This is a genomic window from Pseudomonas sp. GW822-FHT07A10 (assembly GCF_058798795.1).
On the sequence record NZ_JBXAKV010000006.1, the window covers coordinates 223,939 to 240,035 of the forward strand.

Here is a 16,097-nt window from a genome sequence, read left to right on the forward strand (position 1 = left end):
TTCCGTTGACTGCCACCCAAGGATCCACCCGATGTCTTTAAGCAAACGCGATCAGGCACACATCGAACGTCGCCTGGTCGCCACTCTGACCGAGGCGTGCGAAACAGCCAAAGCGGAAATAGTCGGGTTTTGCTGGTTGACCCACGAAATCGATTACGACGCCTTTCCATCTAGCCTGCGGGTAATCTGGGTCTTCGATACGCAGGCCCATAAGGATCAGGCGCTGGCGAGCGGGCAGGGCGCGCGCATGGTCGAACTGACGGCCGTAGCATTAAATGAAGCGGACGTTCTCGTCAGCCCGGTCGCGGCCCATGTGCAGTTCGATTCTGAAGAACAATGTCAGCGTGCCAATGGCGGCAACTGGCAGCAACGCCTGGCGCCCAAGCGCTCAACGCGGGGTTGAGCCGTGGCCAAGGATATCGAAAATCCGTGTATTTCCGTTTGCCAGCTCAGTGGTGAACTGTGTGTCAGTTGTGGTCGCACCAAGGACGACATCAGAAAATGGAAGCGCATGAAGCGTCCGGAAAAAATGGCGGCGGCGCAACGGGCGAGTGTGCGGTTGAAGGGGCTTCAGAAAAGGAAGGGTTGAGGGTTCCTCAGGGCCGCGCACAAACCTCTCGAACACATTCACGCAACCACCGATGCGCCGAATCGGCATCCATCCGTGGATGCCAGAGCATCGAAATGGTGATCGGCGGCAGCTCGAACGGCAGCTCGAAACTGTGCAGGCCGGTGCGCAGGTTTTGGGTGTGTCGGGCAGGCACGGTGGCGATCAGGTCCGAGGCGCGAGCCAGTGCCAGGGCGGCTGAGAAACCGCCGACGACGGTGATGATTTCCCGCTGCAGTCCCAGCGCCTCCAACGCTTCATCCATCGGCCCCTTATCGAGCCCGCGCCGTGAGACCAGGATGTGCCGGCCAGCGGCGTAACGGGAGGTGCTGACCTCGCCTTGGCTCAGCGGATGCCCCGTGCGCACGACGCCGATGAAACGGTCCTCGAACAGCGCGCGGGTGCGCACTTCCGGGCTGGTCGTGCCGCCGACCACACCGGTTTCCAGATCGACGGAGCCGTCGCGAAGTGCGGCGCTGTCCTTGCTCAGCTTCTGCACAAAGTGCAAACGCACGCCGGGGGCTTGCTCACCGGCGCGGGCGATCAGCGCCGGGCCGAAGTTTTCGACGAAACCGTCACTGGTGCGCAGCGTGAATGTTCGAACCAGTTGCTTGAGGTCGAGTTGTTCGGCGGGGCGCAAAACTGCTTCGGCGTCTTGCACCAATCGACTGACGTGCTCGCGCAGTTCCAGTGCTCGGGGCGTCGGTACCAGGCCGCGTCCGGCCCGGACCAGCAGCGGGTCGCCCGTCGTTTCGCGCAACCGCGCCAACGCCCGGCTCATGGCCGACGGGCTCAGCCGCAGTCGTTGGGCGGCGCGGGCGACGCTGCCTTCGGCGAGCAGCACGTCCAGGGTAATCAGCAGATTGAGATCGGGAGTGGTCATGCCGCAACGTTAGCACGGCGCGGGGATGACATGGCGTCAAACGCATCTATCAAGTGCAAATGCTGCGCCTTCCGCCTTGTCACGCACGGGCATACGCTGCTGCTCTACCTTTCAGACGTGGCCAGACAATGAAATCCATCACTCAATCAGGTTCGGTGCGCTGGTCGCTCGCCAGCCTTTCGCTGTCGATGTTGATGCCTTCACTCGACACCAGCATCGCCAATGCAGGATTGCCGACGTTGGCCGAGGCATTCGATGCTTCCTTCCAACACGTGCAGTGGATTGTGCTGGCGTATCTGCTGGCGATCACCACGCTGATCGTCAGCGTCGGACGGCTTGGCGACATGCTCGGCCGTCGGCGTTTGCTACTGGTGGGCATCGCCATTTTTACCCTGTCATCGCTGGCCTGCGGTGTCGCGCCGTCGCTTGGGTGGCTGGTCGGCGCCCGGGCGGTGCAGGGGCTTGGGGCGGCGATCATGCTGGCGCTGACCGTGGCGTTTGTCGGTGAGACGGTGCCGAAAGCGCAGACCGGCAGCGCCATGGGGGTGCTCGGAACGATGTCGGCGATCGGCACCACGCTGGGGCCGTCGCTCGGTGGGATGTTGATTGCCGGCGTTGGCTGGCAGGCGATTTTTCTGATCAACATACCACTGGGTGTGCTGAACATCTGGCTCGCGTATCGCTATTTGCCGGCGGATGTTCAGCGGGTGAAAGCAGGGCGGGTGGGGTTCGACAAGGCCGGCACGTTGCTGCTGGCGCTGACGCTCGCAGCGTACGCGCTGGCCATGACGATCGGGCACGGTGATTTTGGACCGCTCAATATCGCGCTGCTGCTGGCGGCTGTTTTCGGCGTTGGGCTTTTCATCTTCGTCGAGGCCACGGTCGCATCGCCATTGATCACATTAGCGATGTTCCGCCAGCAGGGATTGAGCGCCAGCCTGGCCATGAGCGCGCTCGTTTCGACGGTGATGATGGCGACGCTGGTGGTCGGGCCGTTTTATCTCTCGGGTGCGCTTGGCCTCGGCACGGCACTTGTCGGTTTCGCCTTGTCGGTCGGCCCGTTGGTGGCTGCATTGACCGGCGTGCCGGCCGGTCGCCTGGTGGACCGTTTTGGCACTCGGCGCATGACCCGTCTCGGACTCGCGACAATGGCGCTCGGCGCGAGTGCTTTATCAATGATGCCAGCGGGGTTCGGCCTCCTCGGTTACCTCGCGCCCATCGCGGTGATCACGGCCAGCTACGCGTTGTTTCAGGCGGCCAACAACACCGCGATCATGACCGACATCCGCCCGGACCAGCGCGGCGTGATTTCCGGCATGCTCAGCCTGTCACGCAATCTCGGCCTGATCACTGGAGCTTCGGTGATGGGCGCGGTGTTTGCGCTTGCTTCGGCGACGACAGACATCACCAGCGCGTCTCCCGCAGCCGTCGCCAGCGGCATGCGGATAACGTTTGCCGTCGCCGTGGCACTGATTCTCCTGGCCCTTGCTGTGGCCCTGTTGCCGAAGGTTTCTGACTGCTGCGCTGTGTGCAGTAATGAACTGCAGTAAGGCTATATTGTTCGCTGGAAATCGAATACCGATACTGCCTGAACATCGCGCAGTCGACGCTCATGGCGTTCAAGACATGGCTGGAGGCCAGATTTGCAGAGGGGCCGCCTTGGCTGCATGTGGACCGAAGCGAACTAAAACCTATGGGGCACGCCGATTAAATGTGGGAGCGGGCTTGCTCGCGAAGGCGGTGTGTCAGGCAACATCAGTGTTTACTGACACTCCCTCTTCGCGAGCAAGCCCGCTCCTACAGGTTCTGCACCTGACTGCGTTCCTTTTAGTGAGCGCCTCTGATGACAGCCGCTTGCGCCGTACGCAACGCATGCCGATTGCCACGGAACAATACCAGTGTCGCGATCAACCCCAACACCGCAGCACCACTGAGCCAGATCCCCGGTGCTGCCTTGTTGTCCAGCACATGGATCAGGTACGTACAGGCCGCCGGGGTGAAACCACCGAACGTTGCGGTCGCCAGGCTGTAGGCCAGGGAGAAACCAGTCGTACGCACTTCCACCGGCATGATCTCGGTCAGGGCCACCACCATGGCGCCGTTGTACGAGCCATACAGGAACGACAGCCACAATTCGACAATGAGCAAATGGCTGAAGCTGGGGTTCGCCACCAGCCACGACAGCGCCGGATAGGCCGTAAGGATTGCCAGAGTCGTCGCACCCAGCAGCAGGGGTTTGCGGCCGATCTTGTCGGAAAGCGCGCCCATCACCGGCAGCCAGAAGAAGTTCGACAGGCCGATGCACACCGTCACCAGCAGCGCATCCAGATCCGACAGATGCAGCTCGGCTTTGCCGAAGGTGGGGGTGTAGGCGGTGATCAGGTAGAACGACACCGTGGTCATCACCACCAGCGCCATGCCGGCGAGGACGATGCCGAAGTTCTGACCGATCGAGCGGACGATGTCCCGCAGGGTAGGGCGGTGTTTGCGTGCCTGGAATTCCGGGGTTTCTTCCAGCGAACGGCGGATCACGAAGATCGCCGGCACGATCATGCAGCCGATCAGGAACGGCACGCGCCAGCCCCACTCACCCATTTGGTCGGGGCTCAGCCAATGGTTCAAACCCACGCCGAGCAGGCCGGCGAATACCACCGCGGCTTGCTGGCTGGCGGACTGCCAACTGACGAAGAAGCCTTTGCGGCCCGGCGTGGAGATTTCGGCGAGGTACACCGACACACCGCCCAGTTCCACGCCAGCGGAGAAGCCTTGCAACAGGCGGCCGAACAATACGATCAGCGGCGCCGCGACGCCCAGCGTGGCATAACCCGGCACACCGGCAATCAGCACCGTGCCGGCGGCCATCATCGCCAGCGTGATGATCAGGCCTTTACGACGGCCGTGGCGGTCGATGTAGGCCCCGAGGAAAATCGCCCCCAGCGGACGCATCAGGAAACCGGCCCCGAAAGTGGCCAGAGACAGCATCAGGGAAGCAAACGCGCTATCGGCGGGAAAGAAGGTTTTGGCAATGGCCGTGGCGTAAAAGCCGTAGACCATGAAGTCGAACATTTCGAGAAAGTTACCGCTGACAACGCGAAAAATCGCTTTGCCTTTGCTCGTGCTGGAAGACATTTGTAGATACTCACTCTGGTCAATCTTGTTTGAAAGCGCTGCACCTGTGGGAGGGAGCAGGCCTCGCTCCCATGCGCTCTGGAGCCCATAATGGCGGGCGCGGTTTTGAGGGGAGATGAAGATTTGTTAACTGGACGGTGGGGCGGACTTGTGGTGCTGGCCGGCGTTTTATCCGGTTGTGGCAACGGCGACAGCCTGGAACGCTTCGACGGCCCGACCATGGGCAGTCGTTATTCCATTCAATATGTAAGGCATGCCTCCACGCCCGGGCCGAAAGCGGTGCAGGCCGAAGTGGAAAATATCCTCGCCGACGTGGATCGACAATTTTCGACCTATCGCAGCGACTCGGACATCGAGCGCTTCAATAATTTGCCCGCCAACCACTGTCAGAAAATGCCCGCGCCGATCCTTGAATTGATCCGTGTGGGCGAACAGTTGTCATCCCAAAGCGACGGCTCCTACGACCTGACGGTGGAGCCGCTGCTCAACCTCTGGGGATTTGGTCCGCAGGCGCGTGAGGAAAAGGTCCCGAGCGCCGAAGCGCTGGCCGAGGTGCAGCAGCGCGTCGGCCACCGTCACTTGCGCATTGACGGTGACCAGTTGTGCAAGGATGCCGCGGTCGAGGTCGACTTCAACAGCATCGCTGCCGGTTACGCGGTCGACACGATTGCCGCCAGACTCGAAGCGCTGGGCATCCACGACTACCTCGCTGAAGCCACCGGTGAACTCAAGGCCGTCGGCAAAAAACTCGACGGCTCACCGTGGCGCATCGCCCTGGAAGAACCCCGTGATGATCAGCAAGTGGCCGAGCGTGTCATCGCCGTCGACGGCTACGGTGTGTCCACCTCCGGTGATTACCGTAACTATTTCGAGCAGGGTGGCCGGCGCTATTCCCACACCTTCGATGCCCGCACCGGAACACCGGTCCTACACACCCTGGCGTCAGTCACGGTGATTCATCCTTTAGCGTTGATGGCCGATGGCTTATCGACGCTGTTGCTGATTCTTGGCCCTGAACGGGGTTGGGACTATGCCCAAACGCATGACATTGCTGCATTCTTTGTGATTCGTGCCGATACAGGTTTTGTCACACGCACCAATCAGGCTTTTGAGCGCCTGGCCGGTGATAAAACCGAGTGATTGCGGCTGCAAAAGCATTTTTCGATGGCTTTGTAGTGCAGGCAAAACTAGCCTACGACGCGACCAAGGGTTAATGTGCGCGGCGTTGACGCTTCTATAGACTGTGTCCGGGTTCTGCACTGGCCCCAAATTGTTCCTTCACGCCGCCGATCGGCGTGATTTAGCCGCAGGCGCCGAGGGTGTCGCGGCCTGTTCTGAGGAGTACGCATGGCTGTCTACAACTACGATGTGGTGGTGTTGGGTTCCGGCCCGGCGGGAGAAGGCGCGGCAATGAACGCTGCCAAGGCAGGGCGCAAGGTGGCGATGGTCGATAGCCGTCGCCAGGTCGGCGGCAACTGCACCCACCTGGGCACCATCCCGTCCAAGGCCTTGCGTCACTCGGTCCGGCAGATCATGCAGTTCAACACCAACCCGATGTTCCGGGCCATTGGTGAGCCGCGTTGGTTCTCGTTCCCGGACGTGTTGAAAAGCGCTGAAAAAGTCATCTCCAAACAAGTCGCCTCGCGCACCGGCTACTACGCCCGTAACCGCGTCGACGTGTTCTTCGGCACCGGCAGCTTCGCCGACGAGCAAACCATCGAAGTCGTCTGCGCCAACGGCGTGGTCGAAAAACTGGTGGCCAAGCACATCATCATCGCCACCGGTTCGCGTCCTTATCGCCCGGCGGACATCGATTTCCATCACCCGCGTATCTACGATAGCGACACCATCCTCAGCCTTGGCCACACCCCGCGTAAACTCATTGTTTACGGCGCCGGCGTGATCGGCTGCGAATACGCCTCGATCTTCAGTGGTCTGGGTGTATTGGTTGAACTGGTGGACAACCGTGGTCAGTTGCTGAGCTTCCTCGACTCGGAAATTTCCCAGGCCCTGAGCTACCACTTCAGCAATAACAACATCACGGTTCGCCACAACGAAGACTACGACCGCGTCGAAGGCGTGGACAACGGCGTGATCCTGCACCTCAAGTCCGGCAAGAAGATCAAGGCCGACGCCTTGCTCTGGTGCAACGGCCGTACCGGCAACACCGATCAGCTGGGTCTGGAAAACATCGGCGTGAAGGTCAACAGCCGTGGCCAGATCGAAGTCGACGAGAACTACCGCACCTGCGTGCCGAACATTTATGGCGCCGGTGATGTGATTGGCTGGCCGAGCCTGGCCAGTGCCGCCCACGATCAGGGCCGTTCGGCCGCTGGCAGCATCGTCGACAACGGCAGCTGGCGCTTCGTCAACGACGTGCCGACCGGCATCTACACGATTCCGGAGATCAGCTCGATCGGCAAGAACGAGCAGGAGCTGACTCAGGCCAAGGTGCCGTACGAAGTGGGCAAGGCATTCTTCAAGAGCATGGCGCGTGCGCAAATCGCCGGCGAGCCTCAGGGCATGCTGAAGATCCTGTTCCATCGCGAGACGCTGGAAGTGCTGGGCGTTCACTGCTTCGGTTATCAGGCGTCGGAGATCGTGCACATCGGTCAGGCGATCATGAACCAGCCGGGCGAGCAGAACACCCTGAAGTACTTCGTCAACACGACGTTCAACTACCCGACCATGGCTGAAGCCTATCGGGTAGCGGCGTACGATGGCCTCAACCGGCTTTTTTGAGCGGCTCCGGCCGGTGGCCTGAGCCGGCCGGGGAGACCGATTTCAGCAATTCTCGAGCGTGGCAGTGGCCAAACCGGGAAAGTCTGTAATCAGGCTGTCAACGCCGAAATCAGCGAGCCTGCGCATCAGCGCGGGCTCGTTGACTGTCCACACCGACACATGCAGCCCCTGACGCTGCGCCTTCTGCAGGCGTTCCGGCGTACACAGGGTCCAGTTCAGCGCCAGCATCTCACAGCCATAGTTTTGCGCGACCTTCAACGGGTCGAGCCAGGCGTACTCGGCCACCAGTCCGCGAGACACGTCCGGCACCAGGTCCTGCGCGGCTTTCAATACTTCGCGTGAACTCGAGGTAATCGTGACCTTGTCCCGTATGCCGAAACGCTGAGCCAGTTCACGAATCGCCAGCACGGTAGTCGCGGCACGGGTGCGTGAAGCACTTTTGACTTCCAGCTGCCAGTGCTCGAAATCGCATTTTTCGAACAGTTCTTCCAGCGTTGGAATCGGGCAAGGTTTGATCCAGCCCGGGCCGCCCTTGCGCGCGTCGTAGGTCACCAGTTCCGCCGCCGTGTGCTCGACCACTTTGCCGCGGCGATCGGTGGTGCGTTTGAGGGTCGGGTCGTGGATCACCATCAATTCGCCGTCCATGGACAGGTGCAGGTCCAGTTCGCAGCGGCGCACTCCGTGCTTGAGGCATTGCTGAAAGCTGGTCAGGGTGTTTTCCGGTGCTTCGCCCTTGGCGCCGCGATGGCCGTAGATGAGAGTCACGGTTCTTCCTTAATTAATGGCCGGTTTCGTTTTGTTCGCGCGCCAGGCGTCGTTCTTGTGCCTGTCGCTGCAAGATGTAGCGGGCCAGCAGTTGTCGCTGGGCATCGGACAGGTATTCGAACTCGGTGCCGACGTCGTAGCCGCCACCCTTGCGGTCGCAATGGGTGACGCGGGCCCGCAGCAACAGGCCGAGGGCTTGTGGCATCAGCACCAGCTTGACCGACAGGTGCGCGCCAACGGCGATGGGCGTCGGATGCTGAAAGTCGATGCCGCCTTCGGAGATGATCACCGGCTGCGGTTCGCCGATCTGTCCGAGCACGGTCAGGGCGACCACCTGGCTCAGCAGATCGATGCGTTTGTTCTGTGATTTCAGGAATGCGGCGATGGTCCGGTCGCGTTCGTTGATCTGGCGCAACAGGTGTTGCGACTCGAATTCGCTCAGGTGCAGTTCGCTGAGCAGGTTGAATAGCGGGGAAGCATCCTGCAACACTTCCTGGCCTGCTGCTTCGGGAGCAGACAGGGGCCGAATTTCCAGTGCGATCGTGTCCTCGATACGGTAGTATTCGCGGCGATCTTCTTCATCTAATGTCGACATGGCGAACCCATGGTAGCGGCGGTGGTCTGAGTGTAAAGCTGGTTATCGACCCCCGCCACAAGGACGTTCCTTTTCCCTCCGAACAAGCCCCGACATGTTCAGACCTCTCTTCGTATTTATCGGCACGCGTTATACCCGTGCAAAACGTCGCAATCATTTTGTGTCATTCATTTCCCTGACCTCGATGATCGGACTCGCCCTCGGCGTGGTCGTGATGATCGTGGTGCTGTCGGTCATGAACGGCTTCGATCATGAGATGCGCACCCGTGTGCTGGGCATGGTGCCCCACGCGACCATCGAGTCCGGCGAGCCGATCAGCGACTGGCAAAGCCTGGCCGCCAAGGTCAAGCAGAACCCGCAGGTGGCGGCGGTTGCGCCCTTCGTCCAGATGCAGGGCCTGCTGACCAACAACGGCAAGGTTTCCAAAGTGTTGCTCAATGCCATCGACCCTGTGCAGGAACGGCAGGTGTCGATCATTGATAACTTCATGCAGCAGGGCAAACTCGACGACCTGGCGCCGGGCAGTTTCGGCATCGTCATCGGCGACAAGGCGGCAGCCAAGCTCGGCGCGGCGGTTGGCGACAAGCTGACGTTTGTCGCGCCGGAAGTCACCGTGACCCCGGCCGGGATGTTCCCGCGCATGAAACGCTTTACTGTGGTCGGCATCTTCCATGTCGGCGCCGGTGAGCTGGATGGCTATCTGGGCCTGACCAATCTGCAGGATCTGGCCAGGTTGCACCGCTGGCAACCGGATCAGGTCCAGGGCTTGCGACTGAAGTTCGACGACCTGTTCCAGGCGCCGCGCACCGCGTGGACCATCGCCCAGCAGCTCGGCGAAGACCGTTACTACGCCCGCGACTGGACTCGTACCCACGGCAATCTGTATCAGGCAATCCGCATGGAAAAAGCCATGATCGGCCTGCTGTTGCTGCTGATCGTCGCCGTTGCTGCGTTCAACATCATTTCCACGCTGGTGATGGTGGTGAACGACAAGAAGGGCGACATCGCGATCCTGCGCACCCTGGGCGCCACGCCGGGCTCGATCATGGCGACGTTCATGGTCCAGGGCACGGTCATTGGTGTGGTCGGTACGCTGATCGGCGCCGTGGTCGGGATCTTCGCCGCGCTGAACGTCAGCGCCGCGATCTCGGCCCTTGAAGGGCTGATCGGCCACAAGTTCTTGAACGCCGACGTGTATTTCATCGATTACCTGCCGTCGCAAGTGCAGAGCCAGGACGTGTTGATGGTCTGCGCCGCCGCGTTGGTCCTGAGTTTCCTCGCCACCCTGTATCCAGCCTGGCGTGCCGCGCGCACCCAGCCTGCGGAGGCGCTACGTTATGAGTGAGTCGGGCATGAGTGATAAAGCAATCTTGAGCTGCCGCAACCTGGGCAAATCCTACGTGGAAGGCCCGGAATCGGTAGAGGTTCTGGCCGGTCTGCAACTGGAACTGCATCCGGGTGAGCGCGTGGCGATCGTCGGTACGTCGGGTTCGGGCAAAAGTACCTTGCTCAACCTGCTGGGCGGCCTCGATACGCCGACCAAGGGCAGCGTCTGGCTGGCCGGTGAAGAACTCTCGGCCCTGAACGAAAAGGCCCGTGGCCTGTTGCGCAACCGGTCGCTGGGTTTCGTTTACCAGTTCCACCACTTGCTGCCTGAGTTCACCGCGCTGGAAAACGTCTGCATGCCGTTGCTGATCGGCAAGACCGCGATCCCGGAAGCGCGTCAGCGTGCGACGGCGTTGCTGGGGCGGGTAGGGCTGGGCCATCGCCTGGAGCACAAACCGGCGGAGTTGTCCGGTGGCGAACGCCAGCGTGTGGCTATTGCCCGCGCCCTGGTGAACAAGCCAGGCCTGGTGATGCTCGACGAGCCGACCGGCAACCTCGACTCCCACACCGCCCAAGGCATTCAGGATTTGATGCTGGAACTCAGCACCTCGATGCGCACGGCGTTCCTGGTGGTGACCCACGACATGAACCTGGCTCGCCAGATGGATCGCGTCCTGCATTTGCAGGAAGGTTACCTGACCCCCATCTGATTGGCTGAAACCCGGCACACTGAACAGTGCGTCGGGTCTTTTATTTTTATACGGTGCCCCAGCGAATGTTCAGACCGTTATCGATCTTTATCGGCACGCGCTATACCCGCGCCAAGCGCCGCAATCGCTTTGTTTCCTTCATCTCGATGACCTCGATGATCGGCCTCGCCCTGGGCGTACTGGCGATGATCGTGGTGCTGTCGGTGATGAACGGCTTCCAGCGCGAAATGAGCTCGCGCATCCTCGGCATGGTGCCGCACGCGACCATCGTCGGTGTGAACCCTATCGACGATTGGCAGCCGGTGGCCGCTGCGGCGATGAAGAATCCTGAAGTCACCGCCGCCGTGCCGTTCACCGAGATGGAAGGCATGCTGTCCTACAAGGGCACCATGCAGCCGATCCAGGTCAGCGGGGTCGATCCGGCGCTGGAAAGCAAGGTCTCGATCGTTGCCAAGCACATTGTTCAGGGGCGTCTCGACGCCTTGAAGCCGGGTGAGTTCGGCGTGGTGATCGGCGAGATCACCGCGCGGCGCTTTCGCTTGAACGTCGGCGACAAGATCACCCTGATCGTGCCGGAAGTCAGCAATGCACCGGGTGGCATCACCCCGCGCATGCAGCGGCTGAACGTGGTGGGCGTGTTCAAGGTCGGTGCCGAACTGGACGGTTCGATGGCGCTGATCCACATGGCCGATGCCGCGCAAATGCAGCACTGGCAGCCGAATCAGGTACAGAGCGTACGCCTGGCGGTGAAGGATCTGTACGCCGCGCCGCAAGTATCGAGCGACATCGCAACGGGCCTGGGTGCCGCCTACAAGGCTGACGACTGGACCCACACCCAGGGCAGTCTGTTCAGCGCGATGAAGATGGAAAAAACCATGATCGGCTTGCTGTTGCTGATGATCGTCGCCGTGGCGGCGTTCAACATCATCGCCACCCTGATCATGGTGGTGAACGACAAGGGCGCGGACATCGCGATCCTGCGCACCATCGGCGCCACACCTCGGCAGATCATGGCGATCTTCATGGTGCAGGGCACGGTGATCGGGATTGTCGGCACCTTGATCGGTGGTGTGCTGGGCGTGATCGCGGCGTTGAACGTCAGTGAACTGGTGGGCTGGATGGAGCGGGTCAGCGGGCAGCACATCTTCAGTTCCGATGTGTACTTCGTCAGCAACTTGCCGTCCGAATTGCAGGGCGCGGATGTGCTGTTGATCTGCTCCGCCGGTTTCATCATGAGCTTTCTGGCGACGGTTTATCCGGCGTGGCGTGCGGCGAAAGTCGAGCCGGCTACTGCGTTGCGGTATTCGTAGTCCGTTAGACCGCGAAGGGGCCAGTCCTGCTGGCCTCAGTCCTTTCTTGGCAACTCAATTATGAACCGCGTCCACCCCTGAGCCGATTCGCAACGAATCTGCCCGCCATGGGCGCGGATGATCGACTGGGTGATCGCCAATCCCAATCCCGCATGCTCACTGCTGCCTTCACGGCGCGCGGGGTCTGCCCGGTAGAAACGGTCAAACAAACGCGGCACCAGGTCCTCGGAAATCCCTTCACCACTGTTTTCAACGGTCAGGCTCAAGCCTGCCGGTTGCTCGACGATCTTTACCCGCACCTCACCACCGGCCGGGGTAAACCGCAACGCATTGTCCAGCAAATTGGACAGTGCCCGGCGCAACATGCTGCGATCGCCCTGCATACGCGCGTGGCCGTCACGACTCAACTTCACCCGGGCGTCCTCGGCCAGTGGCGCGAAAAACTCCAGCAGCACATCCGCTTCTTCCGCCAGGTCCAGCGGTTCGCGCTTGGGCATCAGCAAGCCGTGGTCAGCCTTGGCCAGGTACAACATGTCGTTGACCAGTTGCGCCATCCATTGCAGTTCTTCGAGGTTGCTGTGCAGCGCCTCGCGGTAATCCTCAAGGGGGCGAGGGCGGGTGAGGGTGACTTGGGTGTGAGTCAGCAGGTTCGACAGTGGTGTGCGCAGTTCATGGGCGATGTCGGCGGAGAAGGCCGAGAGCCGCTGAAAAGAGTCATCGAGGCGTCCGAGCATGGCGTTGAAGCTGTGGGCCATTTCCGCGAGTTCCGGCGGCATGTCTGCTTCCGGCAGACGGGCGTTGAGTGATTGCGCCGACACGCCGCTGGCGACCGCACTCATACGCAGCAACGGACGCAAACCACTGCGCGCCGCCCAGGCACCGAGCAGGGCAGTGGCCAGGGCCGAGAGGCCAACCGTCAGCCAGATCAGGTGTTGCATGCGCTGCAGAAAGTGTTGGTGATGGGTGATGTCCAGCAACAAGGTCAGTTGCGGTGAGTCGGGTTTGTCGAGGAACAGCGGCGCATTCAGGACGCGGTAATCGGTGCCGTCGTCGCTCACTGTCGACAGGCCACGCTTGCGCGGCAAATCTTTGGGCACGCTGGGCGAGCTGTCGTACATGCGTTGGCCGTCACTGCTAATGATGCGCAGCGAAAGATCGGCCTGTCGGCTCAATTCATCGGCCAGCCTGGCCTCGGCGTCGCCGGCCTGAATGTCATCCAGCGCCCGGCGTAAACCAATCAGTTTGTCATCCAGCAACTGCTGGTCCAACTCGACAAAGTGCGCCTCGCTGGCGCGGCTGAACAACACCCCGGCGAACAACGACACCACCGCAGTACAGGCGGCAAACAGCAGTGCCAGGCGGTTGCTTAATGAAAGCCGGCGCATCAGGCGGGGCGCTCTTCAAGGACGTAACCCATGCCGCGCACGGTGTGAATCAACTTGTTCGGGAAATCGTCATCGATCTTCAGGCGCAACCGGCGGATCGCCACTTCGATGACGTTGGTGTCGCTGTCGAAATTCATGTCCCACACCTGGGACGCGATCAGCGACTTGGGCAGAACTTCGCCCTGGCGCCGCAGGAGCATTTCCAGCAGGGCGAATTCCTTGGCGGTCAGGTCGATGCGCTGACCGTTACGCTCGACCCGTCGACGGATCAGGTCCAGGCGCAAATCGGCCAGTTGCAGGCTGGTTTCCTGAGGCGTGGCGCTGCCGCGACGCAGCAGGCTACGAACCCGGGCCAGCAGTTCGGAGAAGGCGAAAGGTTTGACCAGGTAGTCGTCGGCGCCCAGTTCCAGGCCGTGGACTCTATCTTCCACCGCGTCCCGCGCGGTCAGAAACAGTACCGGCGTGTCCAGGCCTGCACCGCGCACCGCTTGCAGAATCTGCCAGCCATCGCGTCCGGGCAGCATCACATCGAGAATCAACAAGGCGTAATCGCCACTCAAGGCCAGCTGCTGGCCGGTGGTGCCGTCGGTCACCAGTTCGGTATTGAACCCGGCCTCGGTCAGGCCCTGGCGCAGGTATTGGCCGGTTTTCGGTTGGTCTTCGACGATCAGCAGTTTCATGGGCGACTCGGGTAGTTGGAACAGGTGCGTTATACCGTGGGCGGCGAGGAAGCTGGCCAATCTGACAAAGTTGTAATCTGCCTGTCAGGTAGCTGGCAGAGCCGGCTGGTAGAGTTTCCCACAAGCTGAACCTCATCTTGTTGGAGTACGACTATGTTTTTGCAAAAGCGTCTGGCACTGGCCGCTTGTTTGCTGACTCTGAGTTTAGGGCTGGAAGCCTCACCGGCGCAGACCTACGATTTCGGTCGACCAGCCTCGGCCGCCCAGGCCACCCGCAGCGTTGAAGTGGTGATGGGCGATATGACCTTCAGCCCCAAGACCCTCGATATCAAGGCCGGGGAAACCGTGCGTCTCGTACTGGTGAATAAAGGACAGTTGCTGCATGAATTCAACCTCGGCGATGCACAGATGCATGCCAGGCATCAGCAGGAAATGCTCCAGATGCAGCAAAGCGGCATGCTGATGCCTACAGGCATGAAGGCCATGGACCACGGTTCCATGGCCGGAATGGATCATGGCACCATGGATCACGGCATGAAGCATGACGACCCCAATAGTGTGTTGGTGGAGCCGGGTAAAACCGCCGAGCTGACCTGGACCTTCACCAAGGCCACTAACCTGGAATTTGCCTGCAACATCCCCGGCCATTACCAGGCCGGCATGGTCGGCAAACTGACAGTCAGTCAGTAAGCACTCAAAGGCGGGAGCAAAGGCTGGTAGAATCCGCTGATTCTTCAGTCAGGTTTCCGCCATGCATCCCGCAGCCGAACATTCGCCGCTGGGCAAATCCAGCGAATACATCGCCACCTACACGCCGTCCTTGCTGTTCCCGATCCCGCGCACAGCGAAATGGGCCGAGCTGGGCCTGACCGCGCAAACCCTGCCGTACAAGGGCGTGGACTTCTGGAACTGCTTCGAGCTGTCGTGGCTATTGCCGTCCGGCAAGCCTGTGGTGGCGATCGGCGAATTCAGCATCCCGGCGGATTCGCCGAACATCATCGAGTCGAAGTCGTTCAAGCTGTACCTCAACTCGCTGAACCAGACGCCATTTGCCGACACCGCCAGCCTTGAAGCGACGCTGGTGAAAGATCTCTCGGTCGCTGCCGGCAAACCGGTGGGCGTGCGGGTTCGCAGCCTGAAAGAGGTAGAGGCGGAAGGCGTCGTGGCGTTGCCGGGCGTGTGCATCGATGACCTGGACATCAGTGTCAGCAACTATGAGCATCCGCGTCCGGAACTGCTGCGTTGCGATGAGTCGCGCATCGTTGAAGAGTGCGTGCACAGCCATTTGCTCAAATCCAACTGCCCGGTCACGAGTCAGCCGGACTGGGGCAGCGTGGTGGTGGAATATCGTGGCGCGGCGCTGGATCACGCGAGTTTGCTGGAATACATCGTGAGCTTCCGCCAGCACTCGGACTTCCATGAGCAGTGCGTGGAGCGGATTTTCCTCGACCTGCAGCGGTTGCTAAAGCCGGAGAAATTGACGGTGTACGCGCGGTATGTGCGTCGTGGTGGATTGGACATCAACCCGTATCGCAGCACCGAAGAGGTGCAACTGCCGAACCATCGCTTGGTCCGACAATAAAGAGCCAGTGCGGGATTGCATTTGCAAATCCCGGAAATGAAAAAGCCCCGCTATCAATAGCGGGGCTTTTTTGCATCTGACGGGTTCAGATCCCCATGCTGACCAAGGCTTGCATGATGTTACGCAAGGTGCCGGCAAGGGCGGGATGTTCGACTTCGAAGCGATCGACTGCCAGGTTCACACTGTCGGCGAGGTTGGTGTCCTGGGTTTTGGTTTCCAGCTCAAGCTCCAGTTGGATCTGTTGCATCAGCGCGTGCAGGTCTTCGCGCTCGGCTTCGGTCAGTGGCGGATTCTGTTCCAATTGCTCGCGCAGTTTATTGAGCTGATCTTGCAGTTCGCGGGCGGGCATGGCGTTCTTCCTTTTCTCGATAGGCACTGGCATA

17 protein-coding genes are annotated in these 16,097 nt (G+C 60.8%); 10 read left to right on the top strand and 7 right to left on the bottom strand.

The features are described from left to right. The first annotated feature begins 31 nt into the window (after positions 1 to 31). Positions 32 to 403, top strand: coding sequence for a hypothetical protein (locus tag AC1RL4_RS13135; RefSeq protein WP_230172765.1), 372 nt, complete (start codon positions 32 to 34; stop codon positions 401 to 403). A 3-nt stretch (positions 404 to 406) separates the two neighbouring features. Continuing rightward, a complete protein-coding gene (locus tag AC1RL4_RS13140; RefSeq protein WP_081626539.1) occupies positions 407 to 589 on the top strand; it encodes a DUF1289 domain-containing protein in 183 nt (60 codons plus the stop codon). Between the two features lie 7 nt (positions 590 to 596). Here AC1RL4_RS13140 and AC1RL4_RS13145 read toward each other — a convergent pair whose 3' ends face one another. Then, positions 597 to 1,490 carry a LysR family transcriptional regulator gene (locus tag AC1RL4_RS13145; RefSeq protein ID WP_028939703.1) on the bottom strand — a complete coding sequence of 298 codons (894 nt, stop codon included), beginning with the start codon at positions 1,488 to 1,490 and terminating at the stop codon, positions 597 to 599. Between the two features lie 128 nt (positions 1,491 to 1,618). Between AC1RL4_RS13145 and AC1RL4_RS13150 the strand changes: the two genes are divergently transcribed. Then, positions 1,619 to 3,040, top strand: coding sequence for an MFS transporter (locus AC1RL4_RS13150; RefSeq protein WP_230172763.1), 1,422 nt, complete (start codon positions 1,619 to 1,621; stop codon positions 3,038 to 3,040). Between the two features lie 277 nt (positions 3,041 to 3,317). Here AC1RL4_RS13150 and AC1RL4_RS13155 read toward each other — a convergent pair whose 3' ends face one another. Next, positions 3,318 to 4,619, bottom strand: a complete 1,302-nt coding sequence (locus AC1RL4_RS13155; RefSeq protein WP_096480709.1) for an MFS transporter — start codon at positions 4,617 to 4,619, stop codon at positions 3,318 to 3,320. A gap of 90 nt (positions 4,620 to 4,709) precedes the next feature. Between AC1RL4_RS13155 and AC1RL4_RS13160 the strand changes: the two genes are divergently transcribed. Then, the gene (locus tag AC1RL4_RS13160; RefSeq protein WP_230172762.1) at positions 4,710 to 5,759 is read left to right on the top strand and encodes an FAD:protein FMN transferase; all 1,050 of its coding nucleotides are present in this window, start codon (positions 4,710 to 4,712) and stop codon (positions 5,757 to 5,759) included. A gap of 207 nt (positions 5,760 to 5,966) precedes the next feature. Beyond that, a complete protein-coding gene (gene sthA / locus AC1RL4_RS13165) occupies positions 5,967 to 7,361 on the top strand; it encodes a Si-specific NAD(P)(+) transhydrogenase (protein ID WP_007935284.1) in 1,395 nt (464 codons plus the stop codon). Positions 7,362 to 7,403: 42 nt separating this feature from the next. On the opposite strand, the gene AC1RL4_RS13170 is transcribed toward sthA, so the two are convergent. Together AC1RL4_RS13170 and AC1RL4_RS13175 are read right to left on the bottom strand one after the other, a co-directional pair. Next, positions 7,404 to 8,126, bottom strand: a complete 723-nt coding sequence (locus AC1RL4_RS13170) for a glycerophosphodiester phosphodiesterase (RefSeq protein WP_230172760.1) — start codon at positions 8,124 to 8,126, stop codon at positions 7,404 to 7,406. Between the two features lie 13 nt (positions 8,127 to 8,139). Continuing rightward, complete coding sequence (locus AC1RL4_RS13175; protein WP_230172758.1) at positions 8,140 to 8,721, bottom strand: PilZ domain-containing protein; 582 nt, start codon at positions 8,719 to 8,721, stop codon at positions 8,140 to 8,142. 94 nt (positions 8,722 to 8,815) lie between these two features. On the opposite strand from AC1RL4_RS13175, the gene AC1RL4_RS13180 reads away from it, so the two are divergent. From AC1RL4_RS13180 to AC1RL4_RS13190, 3 genes are all read left to right on the top strand, one after another. Beyond that, the gene (locus tag AC1RL4_RS13180) at positions 8,816 to 10,066 is read left to right on the top strand and encodes a lipoprotein-releasing ABC transporter permease subunit (RefSeq protein ID WP_007935280.1); all 1,251 of its coding nucleotides are present in this window, start codon (positions 8,816 to 8,818) and stop codon (positions 10,064 to 10,066) included. Between the two features lie 7 nt (positions 10,067 to 10,073). Next, complete coding sequence (gene lolD / locus AC1RL4_RS13185) at positions 10,074 to 10,757, top strand: lipoprotein-releasing ABC transporter ATP-binding protein LolD (RefSeq protein ID WP_230172757.1); 684 nt, start codon at positions 10,074 to 10,076, stop codon at positions 10,755 to 10,757. A 65-nt stretch (positions 10,758 to 10,822) separates the two neighbouring features. Next, entirely contained in the window at positions 10,823 to 12,067 is a 1,245-nt protein-coding gene (locus AC1RL4_RS13190) for a lipoprotein-releasing ABC transporter permease subunit (RefSeq protein ID WP_018928148.1), read from the top strand. A gap of 35 nt (positions 12,068 to 12,102) precedes the next feature. On the opposite strand, the gene AC1RL4_RS13195 is transcribed toward AC1RL4_RS13190, so the two are convergent. After that, a complete protein-coding gene (locus tag AC1RL4_RS13195; RefSeq protein WP_019582085.1) occupies positions 12,103 to 13,452 on the bottom strand; it encodes a heavy metal sensor histidine kinase in 1,350 nt (449 codons plus the stop codon). After that, positions 13,452 to 14,132, bottom strand: coding sequence for a heavy metal response regulator transcription factor (locus tag AC1RL4_RS13200; protein ID WP_019582086.1), 681 nt, complete (start codon positions 14,130 to 14,132; stop codon positions 13,452 to 13,454). Before AC1RL4_RS13200 ends, AC1RL4_RS13195 begins: the two co-directional genes overlap by 1 nt. Positions 14,133 to 14,285: 153 nt before the next feature. On the opposite strand from AC1RL4_RS13200, the gene copI reads away from it, so the two are divergent. Together copI and queF are read left to right on the top strand one after the other, a co-directional pair. Next, positions 14,286 to 14,822 (top strand): copper-resistant cuproprotein CopI, encoded by a 537-nt coding sequence (copI, locus tag AC1RL4_RS13205; RefSeq protein WP_230172756.1) that lies wholly within the window; start codon positions 14,286 to 14,288, stop codon positions 14,820 to 14,822. Between the two features lie 61 nt (positions 14,823 to 14,883). Then, entirely contained in the window at positions 14,884 to 15,714 is an 831-nt protein-coding gene (queF, locus tag AC1RL4_RS13210; protein ID WP_019582088.1) for an NADPH-dependent 7-cyano-7-deazaguanine reductase QueF, read from the top strand. Between the two features lie 85 nt (positions 15,715 to 15,799). On the opposite strand, the gene AC1RL4_RS13215 is transcribed toward queF, so the two are convergent. Beyond that, positions 15,800 to 16,063, bottom strand: coding sequence for a DUF4404 family protein (locus AC1RL4_RS13215; protein ID WP_019582089.1), 264 nt, complete (start codon positions 16,061 to 16,063; stop codon positions 15,800 to 15,802). Between the last annotated feature and the right edge of the window lie 34 nt (positions 16,064 to 16,097).